This window comes from Cytophagia bacterium CHB2 (genome assembly GCA_030263535.1).
GTDB lineage: Bacteria > Zhuqueibacterota > Zhuqueibacteria > Zhuqueibacterales > Zhuqueibacteraceae > Coneutiohabitans.
Genome location: SZPB01000110.1, coordinates 1 through 17,174 on the forward strand (window position 1 = coordinate 1; position 17,174 = coordinate 17,174).

Genomic DNA, 17,174 nt, shown 5'->3' on the forward strand with positions numbered 1-17,174 from the left:
ATAAAGGCCGTAGGAAATCGAAAGATTGTCGCGGCTCAGCATGTCCCACACGGCGGTGCCGTCGCCGGCCGGAGCGTTGTGCTCAATGGTATCCACCAGCTCGCCGGCAACGTTGAAAATGCGGATAGTACATGTTTGCGGCAGATGGTTAAAGTGCAGCGCTCGCGGCCCGCGGCCGGTGGTGTACGGATTCAGCGGTTCCCACGAAGCCGCAGCAACATAGGGATTGGGCACAACTCGAATACGACTCAAAGCATTTTTGGCGGAGTCCGAGTCGACTTTCTCGCCCTCAATCGTGAATTCATAAACATCGCTGCTCAAGAACGGCTTGGAAGTGGCGAGGAAAAGCGTGTCGCCGGCTTGCGGATTGCGCCGCGCGGCATTAAACGTCGTCGCGAAGCTGGCAAACCAGGTGACGGCGCGCTGGCCGCGCACATTTTCAATAAAGAAGATGCGGTCGATCTGGTTCTGCGTGCGCGAGAGCAGCGCCGATTCCGGCGTCGTTCCGGTGCGATCCGAATCCAAAAATGCGAATTCGATATCTTGATTCAGCGTGACGTTGCGGACTTTGAAATTCACCGGGGTCTCGGTAAAGGCCAGGCCGCCGAAGCTGATGACAGACGAACGCCCGGAGGCCGGCGCGCCCACAATGATTTCATAATCATTCGCAATCTTCACGCCTTTGTTGAAACCCACGGTGGGAATGCGAAAATCCGGCGCATGAATCTGGTCGCGATTCGGCCGCCAAAAGCTTTTGGTTAAATCGGCCTGCACTTGCGGCTCATTGGCGAAGGTCAGATAAAACCCGTCATACACCAATTGATCGCTCTTCAAATCGCCGCGCGAAACCAGCACAACTTCCGGTGAGGACAGCCGGGTAAGCGAGAAGTTTTTCGTCTTAAGCGTATCTTCGCGGCCCGGGGTAACGATCGTCGTGTCTTCAAATGTGATGCGGTAGCGCTGACCGTTCAACAATGCCGTGCGGTCAAACAAGTTCACATCAATCACACCGGAAGAAGCGCCGGAGATATGCTCGATTGCACGCGCCGGTTTGATATATCCGGCAGAAGGGGCATTGGGTGTGACGATGGCAACATTGCGGCCAAAAATAAACTCGCCGGGGTTGGTAAAATCCCGCTGAATCGATACCGGACTTTCACCCGGCGGAATGCCTTTGGTCGGCTCGTTGCGGTCGACCAAACCATAATCATAGGCAGTAATGGCGTAAAAATAGCGCTGACCATTTATGACATCCTCATCGACCCAATGATGCACGATACCGGAATTGCGGCCAAGATCGAATTTCACGCCGTTGAGGTCGACGGGATGATAGCCTTCGTATTGATCCACCAGATCGAACTGCACGAGGGGTTTGCGCAGCGTAATATTGCCGGCGCCGTCCGTGATCACAGAAACGTCTTTGAACGAGGCGTCGGTGGCGCGATAAATACGATAGCCCTCGAAATCGTTGCCGTTCTCGCCCAAGCGCGCCAGGAAGCGGTCAAACGAACGCTCGGCAGCATCATCCCAGTAGAGATGAACCTTGCCGTCCTGCGCAATCGCCTTGAGCGTGGGCTGCAAGGGTGTCAACGCAAATTGATAGTCGGTGTCATATGTGGTTTGCGCCGCGGCGCGATTCAGCAGCGCATCTGTTGTGTCCTGCCCCAGGCACACTGCCATGGAAATACGTTCGGTGATGCCCGCCGGAATGGGGAACAAACCAGCGCCAACGAACAGATTGTAGTCGCCCGTGATGCCGCCGATATTGCCGATGCCCGGCACCAAAAAGCGATTAAAAAAAGTCGCATCGTTGGCGAGACTGGCGTTGAGATCGCCCGAGCCGCCATATTGAATATTGGTAAAACCAATTTGATCGGACTCTGAAATATCCGTTTTGTCGATGTTCGGCTCGCCCGGCAAATTGGTGCCGGCGCCTGAGGTGGGCTTGCCGTCGCCTTCACCAAAATCGCCGGTTCCGGCGAGGCCGTCGCGGCCAACATCGTCCGTGGCGATATTCCAGTCGTTGTCGTTATCGATCCCGTCTTCGCGCGATTCATCGATCATTTCATCAATGCCCTCGTCGATCAAACCGTTGCCGTCGTTGTCAATGCCGTCGGCATAGGCGCGATTCAAATCCTCTTGGCCTTCATCGCGCAAGCCATTGCCGTTGTCATCGCGGCCATTGCCGGGGATTTCGCCGGCGAGCATGGCAGCCGTAACCACCGGGCTGCCGGCCTCGCCGTCGCCGTTGTTGTCAATGCCGTCGACAAAACCATTGCCAGGGTTAAAAATCGGCGAGGTGCGGAAAATGTGAATTTCGCTTTCATCGATCAGGCCATTGCCGTTGTCATCCTGCAGATTGTCTGCCCGCTCGCCGGTAATAATTTCCAGCGTGATGATCGGACTATTTGCTTCGCCGTCCAAATCATTGTCAATGCCGTCGCTGTCATTACCTGGCGTTTCAAGGAACGAGGTTGCCACCACGCCCACGGGATCGCTGCCAAAAAACTGGTCGCCGATGCCGTCAGCATCGGTTGACCACGCGACGTCCGTGGCCAGGGAGAAATAGGCAATATCATCGCCGCCATCGCCGCCCACCAAATCCGCGAGCAAGATGTTCACACCGAAGCGCGGAAGCAGCTTCGAACCGTCATTTTTCAAATAATGAAGAATAAAGACGACGTCCTGCACTAAAACCTGGCTCCATTGCAACACGCGCGTTTCCATCACAATGCCGAGGCCGCGCCGGGTGAGATCGGTTTCATCCGGGGAATAATCCCATTTATCAAAATTGTCATCGCCGGTTTTGAAGACGAATTCCTGATCTGCGGTTTTAACCGAGAGATCGGGCGGCACTTTGCCGAACAACCCATTCCAACTTCCCGGCCAGCCGGGATCGATGGCGTCTTCTTGCTTATCCGGCCAAAACGCGGGCCAGGAATTTCTGTCGAGCAAGTTCGCCACCGCGGAATTGGCGCCGGCCGCGGTGTTGATATAACCCGTAATGGGTTGCAATTCCCAGCTTGAACCGTTGTTGCGGTCGGGCTTGCCGAGCGCGGCGGTTGCAATGCGCCGCGTGACGCCGGCGTTGTCAACGATTTCGGCGCCATACATCGGCGAGGTCAACGCCATGTAATACTTGCGGGTGTTGGCCGGCCATTCGTAGGGGATTTCATCCGGCACGCCCGCGGAACGGCCGGTGATGCCATAGTTGAAAATCGTGGTGCCAACCAAATTGGCGTTGGTGTAAGTCTTCCGGCGCTCATTAAAGTTGCTGCGCTCCTTCGAAGGAACATACTGCGCCGGGGCCAACGCCGGCAACGCGAGCAGCAGAATGAGCAGGATTCTCGAAAATTTCATGAAGAAGCTCCCTCGTTATTGCAATTTTTCAATGGCAGATGATGATTCGGCAGAATCATTGTCTGCTCTACTTTCTCATCCGGTGAAATCAGAAGCTCAGGCGCAAGCCCAACTGCACTTCACGCGGTTCGCTGAAGCGATCCGGCTGGCGCAGGAATTCTTCCGCGGTGTTGTTGCGAATCGTCGCCGAACGCGCTTCGGAAAACGTGGTGGAGTTGGTGGCGCGGCCGGTATCGCCGTAAACATTGATCTCGTTGCGCCGGTCGAACAAATTATAAACATTGCCGAGCAGCGCGACTTCCCAGCCCGCGAGACGCATTGACTTGGACAACCGCAAATCGAACACCATAAAATAAGGCGCATTGCGGCTGTTGCGCGCAAAGTTCAGATTCGTGCTCGTGCCGGTGCGCGCAGCGCGCTGAACTGAAGGCGTGTACGGTTGGCCGGAATGATAGCGGCCCAGCAGACTCGCTGCCCAACCGCTATGCTGAAACGTCACGGTGCCGTTCACATTATGGCGCTGATCCCATTCCAACGGCACGATGAATTGCGTCGGCTCGGAATTGCCCTGGCGCCGGCCAAATTCTTCGCCGGGATCGGAATTGCTGCCCTCGGCGACCTGGAAGGTATAATCAATGGAATAGGTCAGCATGCGCGAACGGAATTGCTGCAATGTAAACGTCACACCGCGCACGTTGGCATAATCAAGATTGCGATAAATGAAGTAGGTTCGGCTGGCGTTGACCTGGCCGCCTTCGCCCACGGTTTCAATCGGCGGGCTGGTGCCGACCCAGTTACGCACGTCGCGATAAAAAGCCGTGATGTCAATGCCGATGGTCTCGCCCAGTTGCTGCTTCAAACCGAGCTCATACATCACGGTCTTTTGCGGCTCCAAATCCGCATTGCCGTAAATGCCGTAATTGCCGCCGCCCACCGGCACTTTGAACCCGGGATTTTGATAAAGCAGCTCGAACGACGGAATCTGCAAGAAATGGCCGTACGAGAAGTGAATCGCGCCTTTGTCGGTGATGGGATAAGCGATGCCGAAGCGCGGGCTGACTTGATACTTCGCCGAGGGCTTCTTGTACCATTGCGCCAGCCGCTGTTCCAACGACAGAACTTGATACGCGTCGTTTTGCGGCTCATAAACATTGGGATCGCTGGGATCGACCAGCACCAGGCCTTTGGAATCGAAATAATCAAAACGCAAACCGGCGTTGATGACGATATCGCGCGCTTCGAACTTATCCTGGGCGTAAAACGACATGTAATAAGGATGACGCGCGCCGTCCGGACCTTCTAGGTTAGTTTCATTGCCAAAGGTGTCATAGCCGTACGTCAAGGCCTGCGAGGCGCCGGAAAGCGTGCGAAACGCGCCAACGGCAACCGGGTCGCCGGCCAGGGCGTCGCGGTAAATATCAGGGTTTTGCCGCGCGGCCTGCAATTGCGTGCGCGCCCATTGCGCATCCGAGGCAAAGCTGCGCGCCGTCCAGCGTTCATAGGAGCCGCCGAACTTGATTTCATGATTGCGGTATTGCGTGGTGAATCCCATCGAACCGCCCAGGTAGCTGCGCTTGTTCTTGAAATAATTGGCGGGTGTGCCGGGCGCATTGAAGTCGAAACCGTAGATATCCATGGTCTGCGTGCCGCCGCGCCAGGGATTGAGATTATCGTTGAAGAATGTCACACCCACGTCGGCGTTGCCCGTGCTGTCCCAATAAGCCCAGAAATTGTGTTCGAGCAGGGGATCGTACCGGACTTCCCGGCGATCGAAATAATTCAAGTTGACTTCGTAGAACGATCGTGAGCCGAGCAAATGCGTGACTTTGAAATTCAACAGGCCAGTGCTCAAATCTTCAAGCTGGTTGCGCTCCAAATTGAACAGCCGTGCCGCCAGGCTGCCAAAAAAGTTACCATTCGGTCCGATCAAATCATCCTGCCGGCGCCAACTCAACGAACCACCCAACCGGAAGATGAACGGCTTGGCGTCGAACACCAGGGTGCCGTTACCGATCCATTGTTGGCGGCTGGAGGCCGGAATGGCATTGTCGCCCATATGAATGCCGCGTTGTTGCACCAACGCTTCGAGATTGGGGTCGCGGTTGTTGGTAAAAATCAGGGGGAAGTTGTGCTCATCGACATATTGATCGGCGTGATTGAAATCGAATCCCTTCCAGAAGCGCGCCGCACGATCACGCTCAAATGTGTTTTGCGCTGCCACAAAAAATTTGAGCCGTTTGTTCAGCAACGGACCGCTCAGCGTCGCGGTGTAATCCGTGTAGCCATAAGAATGCGTCCCGAGGAATTTGTTGCCGCGATCGACGACATTATCGCTCTCCGCCTGCAGGCTGAAGTGATAATCGTTGCTGCCGCTTTTCAACGTCTGGCGAATGATCCCGGCGTTGGCGCCGCCAAATTCGGCGTTATAGCCGCCCGCTTGAATTTGAAATTCCTCCAGCGCCTCCGGAATAACCGTTACTGCGTTGGCGCCGTTATCGGCGTCCCGGGCATTGGCGCCTTCGAGATAATATCCCACTTCGTCGTTGCGTCCGCCGCGCACGAACAACGCGCCATCCTGCACCACCACGCCGGGCTGCAGGGCAATCACGGCGTTCACGCTGCGCACCGGAATTTTCTGAAAATCCTCATAGCTTTGAATGCGCGTTGCGTTCGTGGCATTTTGATTCACCAACGGGCGCTCGGCGACAATCGACACGCCAGCCACTTCCAACGCTTCCGAAGGCATGCTGAAATTCACTTCCGTGGTCAAATCGGAATTCACGCGCACATTGGAAATCGTGACTTCGCGATAGCCAATGAAAGTGGCTTTCACTTGATAAACACCGAGGGGAACATTCAAAATGAGAAATTCACCGTTCAGATCAGCGGCGGCGCCCATCGACGTACCGACAATAAGAACCGTGGCGCTGGGCAGCGGCTCACCGGATTCACGATCAACCACTTTGCCCTTGATCTTTCCCGTCGTTCCGGCGGAAAGCAGCACGGGCAGAAACACGGCGGCAAGGGCGCTACTCAAAAATCTTCGAAGGACCATTCTTCCTCCTTAACGGATGAGAATAAGGAATTGTGGAATTTTTTCTTGTGCGATTCAATCGGCGACGTTTTTGATCAGTGCAGCACTCGCATCTCCGAGAATCATGCTCGTATGGCTTGTCGAGACACTCAATGGTGAAGATACCAGAACCGTGTTGCTGCCCGCGATTTTGGCTTCGACGGTATAGCTTCCGGCCGGCACAGCCTGATAATTCGACACGCCCTTGTAGGCAAGGCTGGTGGCCAGCACCGTGTCTGCCCCGGCAGTCACAGTAACGTCGACGGCGGCGGGCGCATAGAAATTCGCCACCCGAAACGCCACCTGCGGCGCATCAAAAACGCGGCGTTCGGAGAGCCGTAAAAATTCGCGCGGCGCGCCGGCAAGCGCGGGCAATACCACCACCGTTCCGCGCAGATTGGTTGACATCGCCACGAACTGCCGTTCGCCTGAGGAAAGAGCAACTTCGCGGCTTCCGGCAGGATATTCGCGATGCGCCAGATCGCCGGCGTAATCCAATGCCCCTTGTTGCACACCATCAACGGCAAGCTGCACGTTTCCAAGCTCGGGCGCCGCATGCACAAACCTGAATTCCGCACGGAAATCAGGCGGCGTGGGGCCGGTCGACGGCACATCAGCGCAACTCAGCACGGCCGCAGAAACGAGCATTGCCATAACGACTCTCATTTTGGGTGAGATCATTGAACCTCCTTAGCTATTTTTTTGAAAGAAATGGAAAAAGGAAAAGCATGCACAAAGCTGTCGGGAGTTGATCAACAAAACGCCAAAAATCTTGCGTCTCATGTTCGCAAACAAAAAGCAACGATCATCTGTTCAGCAAAACCCGAAACGCGGTATCACTGACAGCAGAATGAATGCTCGCATGAATGTTATGATGAGATAAAGGGAAGGCGTAAAAGGTGGGATGGCAAAAAAGAAATACTTGCCTTTATTGCGGGAAGGCTATATATTGCCGCCGGATTGTTAAAGGGCCACCATGTCCTTTTACGCCAGCTCAATGAGAGTTGCCGCTCTCATTGAGCTTTTTTATTGCTGATCACGTTTGTTAAGAATAAAACTCTCCACAGTTTTGTTGTTGATTTTCCTACCAAATAGTGTGATGCTTTTTAAGCAAAGCGCATGCCATCAAAAAGTCACACCTGAGATACGACACAAACTCAACGTATTTGAACCTTCTTCTGTCTCTTGACAAAATCATCGTGCAGCTTTGTGCATTAATCATGTGCATCATTTTGCATGCAAAAATTATTCGGATAAATTTGTGGCTTTTGTTTTGGAGATCAATACTCAGCGAGCACACTCATACGATTGACAGACACACAAAGGTTTCATTCGGTTTCACTTTTTAACACAAAATCAGATTTCTATGGACAGTGCACGCTCAACAGCAAGACGGCTATAAGCGGTGAACGTTGCACGTCCTTTTGCCAGTGGTGATTTTCTAGTAACGTGACGCGCATCGAGTCGAGCCGCGTTTGTGCTCGTCGAGCCAGGTGGGGAGAAAATGAATCTCTACGGATAGGCAGGGCATGGATAGGTTCAGCAGAACAGCCTTCTCGCCGAGATTACGCGCGGCATCGCCAGCCTGAACCAGATCGTATATCTCTCCGGCGAGAGTTCAAGCTCTTGTTCGAGAGCCGCCAGATCTAACCAACGCCATTCCATCACTTCGTTGGGATTGGGGCGGGGCTGGCCATTAAAATGGCCGATAAAAACGTGATCGAATTCATGCTCGATCAAAGCGCGCTCAAGTGGCGCCTTGTAGATGAAATGAAAAGCCTTGTGAAGAGCGCACTCAAACCCCATTTCCTCGCACAAACGCCGCACGGCCGCCGCTTCAACAGATTCCCCCGGCCGGGGATGGCTGCAGCAGGTGTTCGTCCACAAGCCGGAGGAATGATACTTGTTCAACGCCCGGCGCTGCAGCAGTAACTCGCCCTCATTGTTAAAAACAAAGATTGAAAAGGCGCGATGCAATTTGCCGCCGCGATGCGCGCTCATTTTTTCGGAAATACCGAGGGGGCGATCGTTTTCATCAACCAGGATAACGTGTTCCGGCATCCGCTCATTCTTGGTTTGAGGTTAACACCGGCTGCTCGCGCAAAAGCGCATCGATTTGCGCAAATAGTCTTTGCAATTCGCTGGAATTCACCGGCCCGGTAAGGCTGTGACGGATTCCGCCCTCGCAATCGACAACCACCAGCCTGAAGGTGTGGTTTTCATAACCAAACTGCGCAGAGACCCGGCCTTGCCAATCCAGCAACACCGGATACTTGACGCTCGCTCGAATGAATGCGCTCACCAACGCGCGCGCAATCGCTGGCACGGCAGAAAGCACGGCCACGCCTGTGATATCGATTTGATTGCCGTAGCGCTTATAAATCGGCCTCACCCATCCCTCGATGCTGGTCGTGCCCTTTTGATCGGCAAAGGTGATGATGCGAATTTTGGCCGAAGGGAAAACACAGTTTCGCGTAATGCCGTATTGATCCTGCAATTCAAAACCCAACGCTTGCGGATAAACAGCGGCAGAGTCAGCGGTGGCTGCGCCCGCGGAGTCCGGCGAAACATTTCGCGGGCTTTCACCGGAACCGGCGATTTCCGTAAAATGACCGTTGTGCCCACTCGTGTGCGCAAAACCTCGCGTAACCACAAAGGCGCTTATCATAACAAAAAATAAAAAAACATGCGACATTCATTTGCCCTGAAATTTTTGCTCATGGTCAACTTTTAGGATTCGATCAAAAATAAATCCGCCAACTGATTAGCCAACTCTTCGACCTCCGGCTCGGCGCGATTGGTTAGGATGATCACGGTGAACTTGTCCTCGGGATAACGCTGGATCACGTTGCGAAAGCCGGAGGTGCTGCCGGTATGTTGCACCCGTGCGCGGCTGCGATAGTCGTCGATGCGCCAACCGAAACCGTAGTCAATCGTTTGGCCGTCATTCAAAACACCTTTCGAGAACGCTTGCTGCAGAGCCTCACGCTTAACCAGCCTTTCCGAGTATAGCGCTTGATCCCATTTGAATAAGTCTTCAATCGAAGAATAAATGCCGCCGTCGCCCAGCACGGCACTGGTCAAACTCTGATCTTTAAAAACGAACGAGCCGTTTTCTTCGCGATACCCCATGGCGCGATGCTTAACCGTTGAGATGCCATGCTCAAATGCAACGGTATTGGCCATGCCGAGCGGCATAAAAATGTTCTCACGCAAGAACTCCGCAAATGACTTTCCCGAAATTTTTTTGACAACCATTGCCAACACGGCATAACCGGAATTGCTGTAACGATATTGCGCGCCCGGCGTGAAATAGGTTGAGTCTTGCGTCGTCATCATGCGCAAAACATCCTTATCCAACACTTGCACGGTCGCCGTGTCGGGGATTAAATCTTCATAATCGATCAAACCCGAAGTGTGCTGCAACAAATGCCGTATCGTAATCGCATTGCCATAAGGCGGAAATTCCGGAAAGATTTCCGCAAGCGTGCGTTCATAGGTCAATTGACCGCGCTCAACCAGCATCATGATACACATGGCCGTGAACGGCTTGGTCACGGAAGCCAGGCGAAAATTCGTCGCCGGAAGCACCAGTTGGTTTTCTTCGAGATGAGCCATGCCATAGGCGCGCACAAAAACGGGTTTACCATTTTTGATCACCATAACCGCGGCGCCCGGTGTAGCCGCGTTATTGTAGGCTTGAAAAATCTGATCGACTTTTGCGGTTTTTTCCATGCTGCAACCCATTCCGAGAAGTAGGACAAAGCAAAGTGTTTTTCGGTAATTTTTTCTTATCGTCATGCGGCTAGCATCTCCAGGTTACGAATCCACTAAGAAATTGTCGATCAAGCGCGTTTTTCCCACAAAAACCGCAAGCGAGAATAGCGCCTGCGCCGAAATGTGTTCGAGTTCAATCATGGTCATGGGATCGGCAACGCTGGCGTAATCGAGGCGGGCGAGCTTCTCCTGCGCGACGGTCGCAGTCATGATCGCGCGCAGCGATTCACCGCGTTTTTCCCCGGCGCGCCAGGCTGATTCCGCCGCAGCCAGCGCGCGATAGAGCACGGTGGCAGCCTGGCGTTCTTCCGGCGAGAGATACTTGTTGCGGGAGCTCATGGCCAAACCGTCCGGCTCACGCACCGTCGGGCACACGATGAATTCCAGATTAAAATTGAGATCTGCGACCATTTGTCGCAGCACGGCAACTTGTTGCGCATCCTTCTGGCCGAAGTAGGCGCGCGTTGGCTGTACGATATTGAAGAGTTTCGTCACGACTGTGGCAACGCCTTGAAAATGGGACGGACGCGAAGCGCCTTCCAGCGTCTTGGCAACCTCACCGACGGAAACATACGTTTGAAAGCCCGGCGGGTACATATCCGCATCATTTGGCGTGAAAACAAGATCGGTATGCGCGGCGCGTAGCAGTTCCATATCGCGCTCTAATGCGCGTGGATATTGGCTCAAATCTTCACCCGGCCCAAATTGCGTGGGATTCACAAAAATGCTGACGGCAACTCGTTCATTCTCCTCGCGCGCCCGGCGAACCAATGAGAGATGACCTTCGTGCAAATAGCCCATAGTTGGCACGAAGCCCCAGGTCAAATGCGGATTTTCCCAGCGCAAGGCGCGCACGCGTGAGATATCATTGGTAACGTTCATCGAGGCTGCTTTGCATCAATTTAAAAAATTTGCGCTTGCTCGAATCAAAAACCGCCGGCGTTGTTGATTTCGGCGAATACCAGCCACGGCCAAGCCGCGGCTGAACGCATTCGGGGCTGGAATCATCGCAAAAGCTGTTGCACTTCCGCAATTTCGATTTTCTCCGCGCCGGCGCGCATGAGGCGCAACAAAAGCGCATTCACCGGCGTGGGCACATTCAATTTTTCACCGCAGGCAACGAGCGCACCGGTGATGGCTTCGATTTCCGTGGGCGCGCCGCGCAAAACATCCTGCAACATCGACGAATGATTATCGGCCGTGGCGCGCGCCACTTCCAATGCGCGTTGTCCCGCATCGGCGTAATCGAGTGGAATATTTTGGGCGCGGGCAACCTGGGCAGCCTCTTCGGCAGCTTGCATCATGAGTTGCCGCGCATGACTATCTTCTGCCAAATAGCCGTTCGTTAACCGCAACAACGCAGAAAGCGGATTTATGCCGGCATTGATCACGAGCTTGCTCCACAAGACGCTGCGCACATCATCAACAACTGCGATTTCGATTTGCGCATGCTCGAAAAGTTGAAGGAGCCGGTCGAAACCCGGCGTCCAGGAATCCGGGCGAGTGATATGTGTCAGCCCCACACCGGCATGCCGCACGACGCCCGGCTGCACCAGCATGGCGCCATGCGCCGTACTTCCCAAAATCACACGCGCAGGCGCGACAACTGCCGCAATTTTTTCCGCGTGCCCCAAACCGTTTTGCAAAGTCAATGCGAGGCCGTCAGAGAGCAGAATCTGTTCGGCCAAGGCTGCCGCTTGCTCGGTTTTATGGCTTTTCACCAGGATGATCGCGAGATCGACGCGCCCAACCTCGCTGACATCATCGGCTATTCTCACCTGGTGTTGCGTTGCGTGATTGCGCTGATCAATGAGCGTCAGGCCTGTGCGGCGCACCGCTTCCACTTGCGCCGGCCAATCTCCGCACATGACGAGATCACACGAGGCATGCAAACGCGCGGCAAACAAGCTGCCCATCGCGCCGATGCCAATGATGGCTACGTGCATGGCAGGTTATTGCGCTTCCGCATTTTTGATGATGTCATTGAGCTTTTCGATTTCGCCGGCGGGCATCTCATAGGCATGCTGCTCATCCGGGAAGCGGCCATTTTCTACCTCGTCGCGATAGGCGGCCAATGCCGCGTGAATGATTTTTCCGGCTTCCGCGAATCGTTTCACGAAACGCGGCTGCAGCCCTTCGAAAAGTCCGAGCACATCGTGATACACCAAAACCTGGCCGTCACACTCGCGGCCGGCGCCAATGCCGATGGTGGGAATGCTCAAGCGTGAGGTGATCAGCGCGGCCAGCGGCGCAGGAATCGCTTCGAGCACAACAGCAAAACAACCGGCGTCCTGCAAAAAAAGTGCATCCTGCAACAGCTCATAAGCGCCTTCGGCGGTTTTGCCTTGCACGCGATAACCGCCGAGTTTCGACAACGATTGCGGCGTCAAACCAATGTGGCCCATCACCGGAATGCCCGCGGCAATGATGGCTTTGATGGTTGCCAACATTTCCTGCCCGCCTTCCAGCTTGACCGCGTTCATCCCGCCTTCCTGCAAAAACCGCACGGCATTGCGCACGGCTTCCCCCGGTGAAACTTCGTAGGATCCGAAGGGCATGTCGCCGACGAGAAATGCTTGCCGCGCCGCGCGCGCAGCAGCTTTGCAGTGGTGCAGCATATCCGCCATCGTCACGGCTACAGTACTCTCGTAACCCAGCATCACCATGCCGAGGGAATCGCCCACCAGAATAATATCAATGCCGGCCTGATCAACCAACGCCGCGGACGAATAGTCGTAAGCCGTCATCATAACGATCTTTTGGCGTTGCTCTTTCTTGTTCTGTAAATCGAGTATGGTAATTTTTTGATGTGTGTTTTGCGCAGACATGATTTTTATGCTCACGTTAACATTCTAACTCGCCAAACGCAGGCGTGCCACCTGCGCCAGCGGGATCTCGTTAAAGCGGTGTTGCGATTCCAAATGTCCTTAACTTCCTGATTGATCTCTAACACCAAAAATGCCCTCCTCGATGACACTGGTTTTTGTCTCAACGTATTCCGCTTTAGGCCTCTGCGACAACAGGCGCTTCAACATGCTGCTTATGCTCCGTTTCAACGGTAGACATTGCAGACTCCATCGTATCGAAACACACTTGCACGCGCAACGCCTTTAAGCCGTGCATGCCTTGCAGATCTTCCAATTCAACGTCTTCAACTTCGCTGGTTAATTCTCCGGCAGCCTGCAAATAGTCGATATATTCGCGATACTCTGCGGCTTCGCGTGGTTGCGAATATATAATGGCGATCTTTCCGGGTTGCGTCAGGCGCTCTTTTGTGCCTTTGATCAGGGCTTTGTCAATGCGTTTTTTCATGATTTCGTAGCGCACATTATAGGCGCCGTCAACATCGAATTTCTTTTCATCATAGCGAAAACGAATCGCCAGCGGCGTGTTTTGCACCAGGATCAAATGCGCCATATCAAGCGGCACTCTGAGTATAGGTTTTTCGGCCTCGCCGCGGCGCGCGACGCCGATCATCATCTGCAATTGCCAGAGGCGAATGTTTTTCAGATAAAGCTGATCGAATTTGCCGTTTTCCACCAGCGCAGCGCCGATATAAATACCGTGATCGACGCCGTCGCTTTTGTATTTTTCGAAATAATGCGGAAACATCGCCTGCGCCTGCTGTTGCTGCGCATCGATGTAGGCGCAAATCGTTTCGTTGAGCTGCGTCACGCTGGCCTCGAAATCCTTGCGCCGGCGATACACGAAGCCGAGCTGTGGATCGATGCCGGCGCGGTAAGCCGCAATTTTCTCGCGCAACTCCGGGGAAAAATCCTGCAATTGTTCGAAGCGCATCTCGATCTCCCGCCGCAGGAATTCCAGCGTGCCGGTCTCGTCACCGGAGGCGAGGCCGTGCTCGATTTTCCGCAACTGCTGTTCGAGGCGATAGGCAAGCTGCTCGAGGTAGGGCAATTTTTTAAGCTCGTGCGCTGCCGTGATGATTGCCGCAGCAAGCTGCAACTGCTCGGTTAAATCCTCGCGAATCGCGTCGTTGCGCAGCGTTGAAGAGCCGCGCACGTCAGATAGGCCGTAAAGCGGGTACACTTCTTCGAAGACGATCGGCTCCATCTCACTCGACAAGCCGCGCTGGCGGTTTTGCAAGTGCTTGAGCGCGGCGCGGCGAAAACGCCATTCCACCGCCGGATGAATCGCCGTGCATTTCTCTTTGATGACGGCCTCGACGCGATCGTTCAATTCCTCAAGACTGCGCTTGATTGCAATCGCAAACAGCGGAAACACCTCGCGCAATTTGAACGAATTGATGGCATTGATGTCGCCGGGATTGGCCGAGCCTAATTCGAGCAGGCCGATGAATTTATTTTCATAATGCAGCGGCGCGATAAAAATATTCTTGATGCCTTGTTGCAGAATCGTTTGCTCAACTTGCGTTGGCGTGGGATAGGTTTCGAGATTTTCAATGATGATAATGGCGTCGTGCCGCATCACGTGATCATAAATCGAGTTGGCAAACGTCGCGCATTTTTCGCGGCAGGCGTCGCTCAGAATGAAGCTTTTGCCGATCTCGCGACCGTGCTCGCGCAACAGGTTTTTCGCGCCGGGTATGCCGGCCAGGCCGAGTTGAAGGCCCGGACGTTGCAACAGCGCGCGCAGCTTTTCCTGCAAGCTTTGAAAGCGCGCCGATGAAATGATGGCATCCTTTTCGAGGAGATCGTTTTTTAACGACGATAACACTTCCTGATCCGTCACATCAACAGCATTGAACACCGCAAAGCCGTGAAACTCAAAACACGCGGGCGGAATCAATTCATACCACAATTCCAAATCACTAGGATTCGCCAGCAATTGACGAATCTCCACCGGTGAAAGCGGCTTGGGTTCGCCGACTTTTTTGATCTCGACGAAGCTCAAATCGATATTGATTTTGTAATGCCGCGGCAGGCCGGTGCGCGGATGCGGCGCCGTGAAAATCAGTGGATATTCGAACTGTGTTTCCACATCGTAATAGCGCCGCAGAATATGCGAATAGGCATTGAGATTGCGTCCGAGAAACGCTTGCGCCGGCTCAATGTTCAGGCCGCCATTGAAGCCGCCCTTGTCGTTCATGAGATTGAGCAGCTTGAAACCCGGCGTCGCGTGAAACGGCAAAAGCTGAAAAGGCGCCGAGGCGGCGGCGTAGATATTTTCCCAATAAGCATGCGGAATGATCAGGCTGAAAAGCTGATCGAGCAGCGCTTTGTGTTTTTCAATCGCCTCCAACTCGACGACCGGCTGTGTCAGCGCCGGCGCTTTGACCAACTCGGCCAGCATTTGTCTCGCCGCTGCAGATTTAATCGGGCTGGCGTCGGCAGCGTGCTGCCGCCAGAGATCGACCAACGGCTTAAAACTGAGAAACGTTTTAAAGGGAAATTCCAGCCCGGCGCTGGGCCGTGCCAGTTCGAGACTGACCGTTGTTATATGGCCATTGCTATCGTTATGCTCATGATTCATCGTGCAATTCTCCTGATTGCGGCCAAAATCCTTGACTGTTTTTTGACTTGCGCGAATCCAATTGATTTAGGGCTAATTTAGAAAAATTCTTGCGGCGATCAAGCGCCAACATGGCCCGCTCGCTTTTGCTGGCAAACTCTTATGAAATTGTAACAATCTGCGCCATCATGCCCTTGACGAATTCAATTTCGTCTTGATTGACGGTATGCTCCATGTTCGGATACAAGCGCACCGTGACATTACCGTCGAGTTTTTGCAGAACTGCGGCAGTGTGTTGCACGCGTTCTTGCGGAATGTGAAAATCCGCCTCGCTGCAGCCGAGAAAAACCGGCGTGTCTGCGAGCGAGCCGGCATAATCACGCGGCGCATCATCCGGGCCGATCAAGCCGCCGCTCAAGCCGACCAGGCCGGCATAGCGCTTCGCGTTGCGCGCGGCAAATTCCAGCGCAAGACACGCGCCTTGCGAGAAACCCAGCAGCATCGTGCGCTCCGCATCAATGCCGGCTTGCGCGAGTTGCGAAAATATTTCTGCAATCGCGGTCAATGCCGAAGAAAGCCAGGGCTCGTTGCTTGCCAACGGCGCAAGAAAACGATTGGGATACCACGTGAATCCCGCCGCTTGGGGCGCGAGATAAACAAAATCAGGTTGCTCGAATTCTTCGGCGAGCGTAAGAATGCTTTCGGCGGTAGCGCCGCGGCCGTGAATCATGATCATGGCAGCTTTCGCGGCATCGAGCGGTGCGCCGGCCGTGCGCACCGGCTGGCCTTGATGGGGGGGTGTCATCGTTGTGTCCTTGTCCGGCTATTCAATTTAATGAAAATGTTTTGTCATGAGCTAGCGCAGTGTTGCCTTAACTTGTATGAGTATTTTGCTTTGTCATTCCACAGGAATTTTGTGAAGTGCTTGGCGTTGCGCTTAATACTTCACAAGATTCCTCTGACAATTCGGGAGAAAGCTTGTATCGTGCCTTGCACAATTCTCTATACTCCCTCTTCACTCATCAAACTCCTCCCACTCCAGCACCTCCAGCGGCTTCAAATTGCGTTCAATATCGCGGCGCTGCGATTCCAGCCACGGTGGCAGCTTCAAATTTTTACCAAGCTCAGAAACCGGTTCATCCGCCGGAAAACCGGGGCCCAACGTTGCCAGCTCGACGATATGGCCGTCGGGATCATTGGTGTAGATACTCTTGAAATAAACGCGATCCCGCACCGGCGAAACGCGGAGATAATTTCTCACGATTTTCTCGCGCCACTCAAGCTGCGTGGTTTCATCCGCCACCGCCAGCGCAAAATGATGCGTTTGTCCGGCGCCCATGCGCACGCGGCGCGCGGTTTTCGGGTCGAATTGAAAATAGGTGATGATTGTTCCGGGCTTGCCCTCGCCTACGCCCCAGTACCAATGCGCTGTTTTGATGTCATCAAAATCTGCCGTCATCTTCACGCGGCGCATGCCGAGCAGCTCGCCGAAAAACGCATGCGTTGCTTCGATATCCGAGCTAATCGCCGAGAT

12 protein-coding genes are annotated in these 17,174 nt (G+C 54.1%); all 12 read right to left on the reverse strand.

Translation table 11 applies throughout. The features are described 5' to 3' along the window. On the reverse strand, positions 1–3,360 hold a 3,360-nt coding region (locus FBQ85_12500; GenBank protein ID MDL1875973.1), incomplete at its 3' end, for a hypothetical protein. A gap of 88 nt (positions 3,361–3,448) precedes the next feature. Then, entirely contained in the window at positions 3,449–6,415 is a 2,967-nt protein-coding gene (locus FBQ85_12505) for a TonB-dependent receptor (GenBank protein ID MDL1875974.1), read from the reverse strand. Positions 6,416–6,469: 54 nt separating this feature from the next. Next, positions 6,470–7,114 carry a DUF4397 domain-containing protein gene (locus FBQ85_12510; protein ID MDL1875975.1) on the reverse strand — a complete coding sequence of 215 codons (645 nt, stop codon included), beginning with the start codon at positions 7,112–7,114 and terminating at the stop codon, positions 6,470–6,472. A gap of 858 nt (positions 7,115–7,972) precedes the next feature. Then, positions 7,973–8,494, reverse strand: coding sequence for an isopentenyl-diphosphate Delta-isomerase (locus FBQ85_12515; protein MDL1875976.1), 522 nt, complete (start codon positions 8,492–8,494; stop codon positions 7,973–7,975). A gap of 4 nt (positions 8,495–8,498) precedes the next feature. Then, a complete protein-coding gene (locus tag FBQ85_12520) occupies positions 8,499–9,101 on the reverse strand; it encodes a hypothetical protein (GenBank protein ID MDL1875977.1) in 603 nt (200 codons plus the stop codon). 62 nt (positions 9,102–9,163) lie between these two features. Next, the gene (locus FBQ85_12525; GenBank protein ID MDL1875978.1) at positions 9,164–10,234 is read right to left on the reverse strand and encodes a beta-lactamase family protein; all 1,071 of its coding nucleotides are present in this window, start codon (positions 10,232–10,234) and stop codon (positions 9,164–9,166) included. A gap of 18 nt (positions 10,235–10,252) precedes the next feature. Further along, positions 10,253–11,092, reverse strand: coding sequence for a pantoate--beta-alanine ligase (locus FBQ85_12530; GenBank protein MDL1875979.1), 840 nt, complete (start codon positions 11,090–11,092; stop codon positions 10,253–10,255). 122 nt (positions 11,093–11,214) lie between these two features. Further along, entirely contained in the window at positions 11,215–12,156 is a 942-nt protein-coding gene (locus FBQ85_12535) for a 2-dehydropantoate 2-reductase (protein ID MDL1875980.1), read from the reverse strand. Between the two features lie 6 nt (positions 12,157–12,162). After that, complete coding sequence (gene panB, locus FBQ85_12540; GenBank protein ID MDL1875981.1) at positions 12,163–13,038, reverse strand: 3-methyl-2-oxobutanoate hydroxymethyltransferase; 876 nt, start codon at positions 13,036–13,038, stop codon at positions 12,163–12,165. Positions 13,039–13,213: 175 nt separating this feature from the next. Further along, positions 13,214–15,661 (reverse strand): GAF domain-containing protein, encoded by a 2,448-nt coding sequence (locus FBQ85_12545; GenBank protein MDL1875982.1) that lies wholly within the window; start codon positions 15,659–15,661, stop codon positions 13,214–13,216. Between the two features lie 139 nt (positions 15,662–15,800). Further along, positions 15,801–16,445: a phospholipase gene (locus FBQ85_12550; GenBank protein ID MDL1875983.1), complete on the reverse strand. Its 645-nt coding sequence runs from the start codon at positions 16,443–16,445 to the stop codon at positions 15,801–15,803. A gap of 210 nt (positions 16,446–16,655) precedes the next feature. Further along, positions 16,656–17,174: glyoxalase (locus FBQ85_12555; protein MDL1875984.1), on the reverse strand; the 519-nt coding region annotated here is incomplete at its 5' end.

Coding starts and splice junctions, on each gene's coding strand:
- FBQ85_12505 (MDL1875974.1), bottom strand. CDS start 6,415: ATGGTCCTTCGAAGATTTTTGAGTAGCGCCCTTGCCGCCGTGTTTCTG.
- FBQ85_12510 (MDL1875975.1), bottom strand. CDS start 7,114: ATGATCTCACCCAAAATGAGAGTCGTTATGGCAATGCTCGTTTCTGCG.
- FBQ85_12515 (MDL1875976.1), bottom strand. CDS start 8,494: ATGCCGGAACACGTTATCCTGGTTGATGAAAACGATCGCCCCCTCGGT.
- FBQ85_12520 (MDL1875977.1), bottom strand. CDS start 9,101: ATGATAAGCGCCTTTGTGGTTACGCGAGGTTTTGCGCACACGAGTGGG.
- FBQ85_12525 (MDL1875978.1), bottom strand. CDS start 10,234: ATGACGATAAGAAAAAATTACCGAAAAACACTTTGCTTTGTCCTACTT.
- FBQ85_12530 (MDL1875979.1), bottom strand. CDS start 11,092: ATGAACGTTACCAATGATATCTCACGCGTGCGCGCCTTGCGCTGGGAA.
- FBQ85_12535 (MDL1875980.1), bottom strand. CDS start 12,156: ATGCACGTAGCCATCATTGGCATCGGCGCGATGGGCAGCTTGTTTGCC.
- panB (MDL1875981.1), bottom strand. CDS start 13,038: ATGTCTGCGCAAAACACACATCAAAAAATTACCATACTCGATTTACAG.
- FBQ85_12545 (MDL1875982.1), bottom strand. CDS start 15,661: ATGAATCATGAGCATAACGATAGCAATGGCCATATAACAACGGTCAGT.
- FBQ85_12550 (MDL1875983.1), bottom strand. CDS start 16,445: ATGACACCCCCCCATCAAGGCCAGCCGGTGCGCACGGCCGGCGCACCG.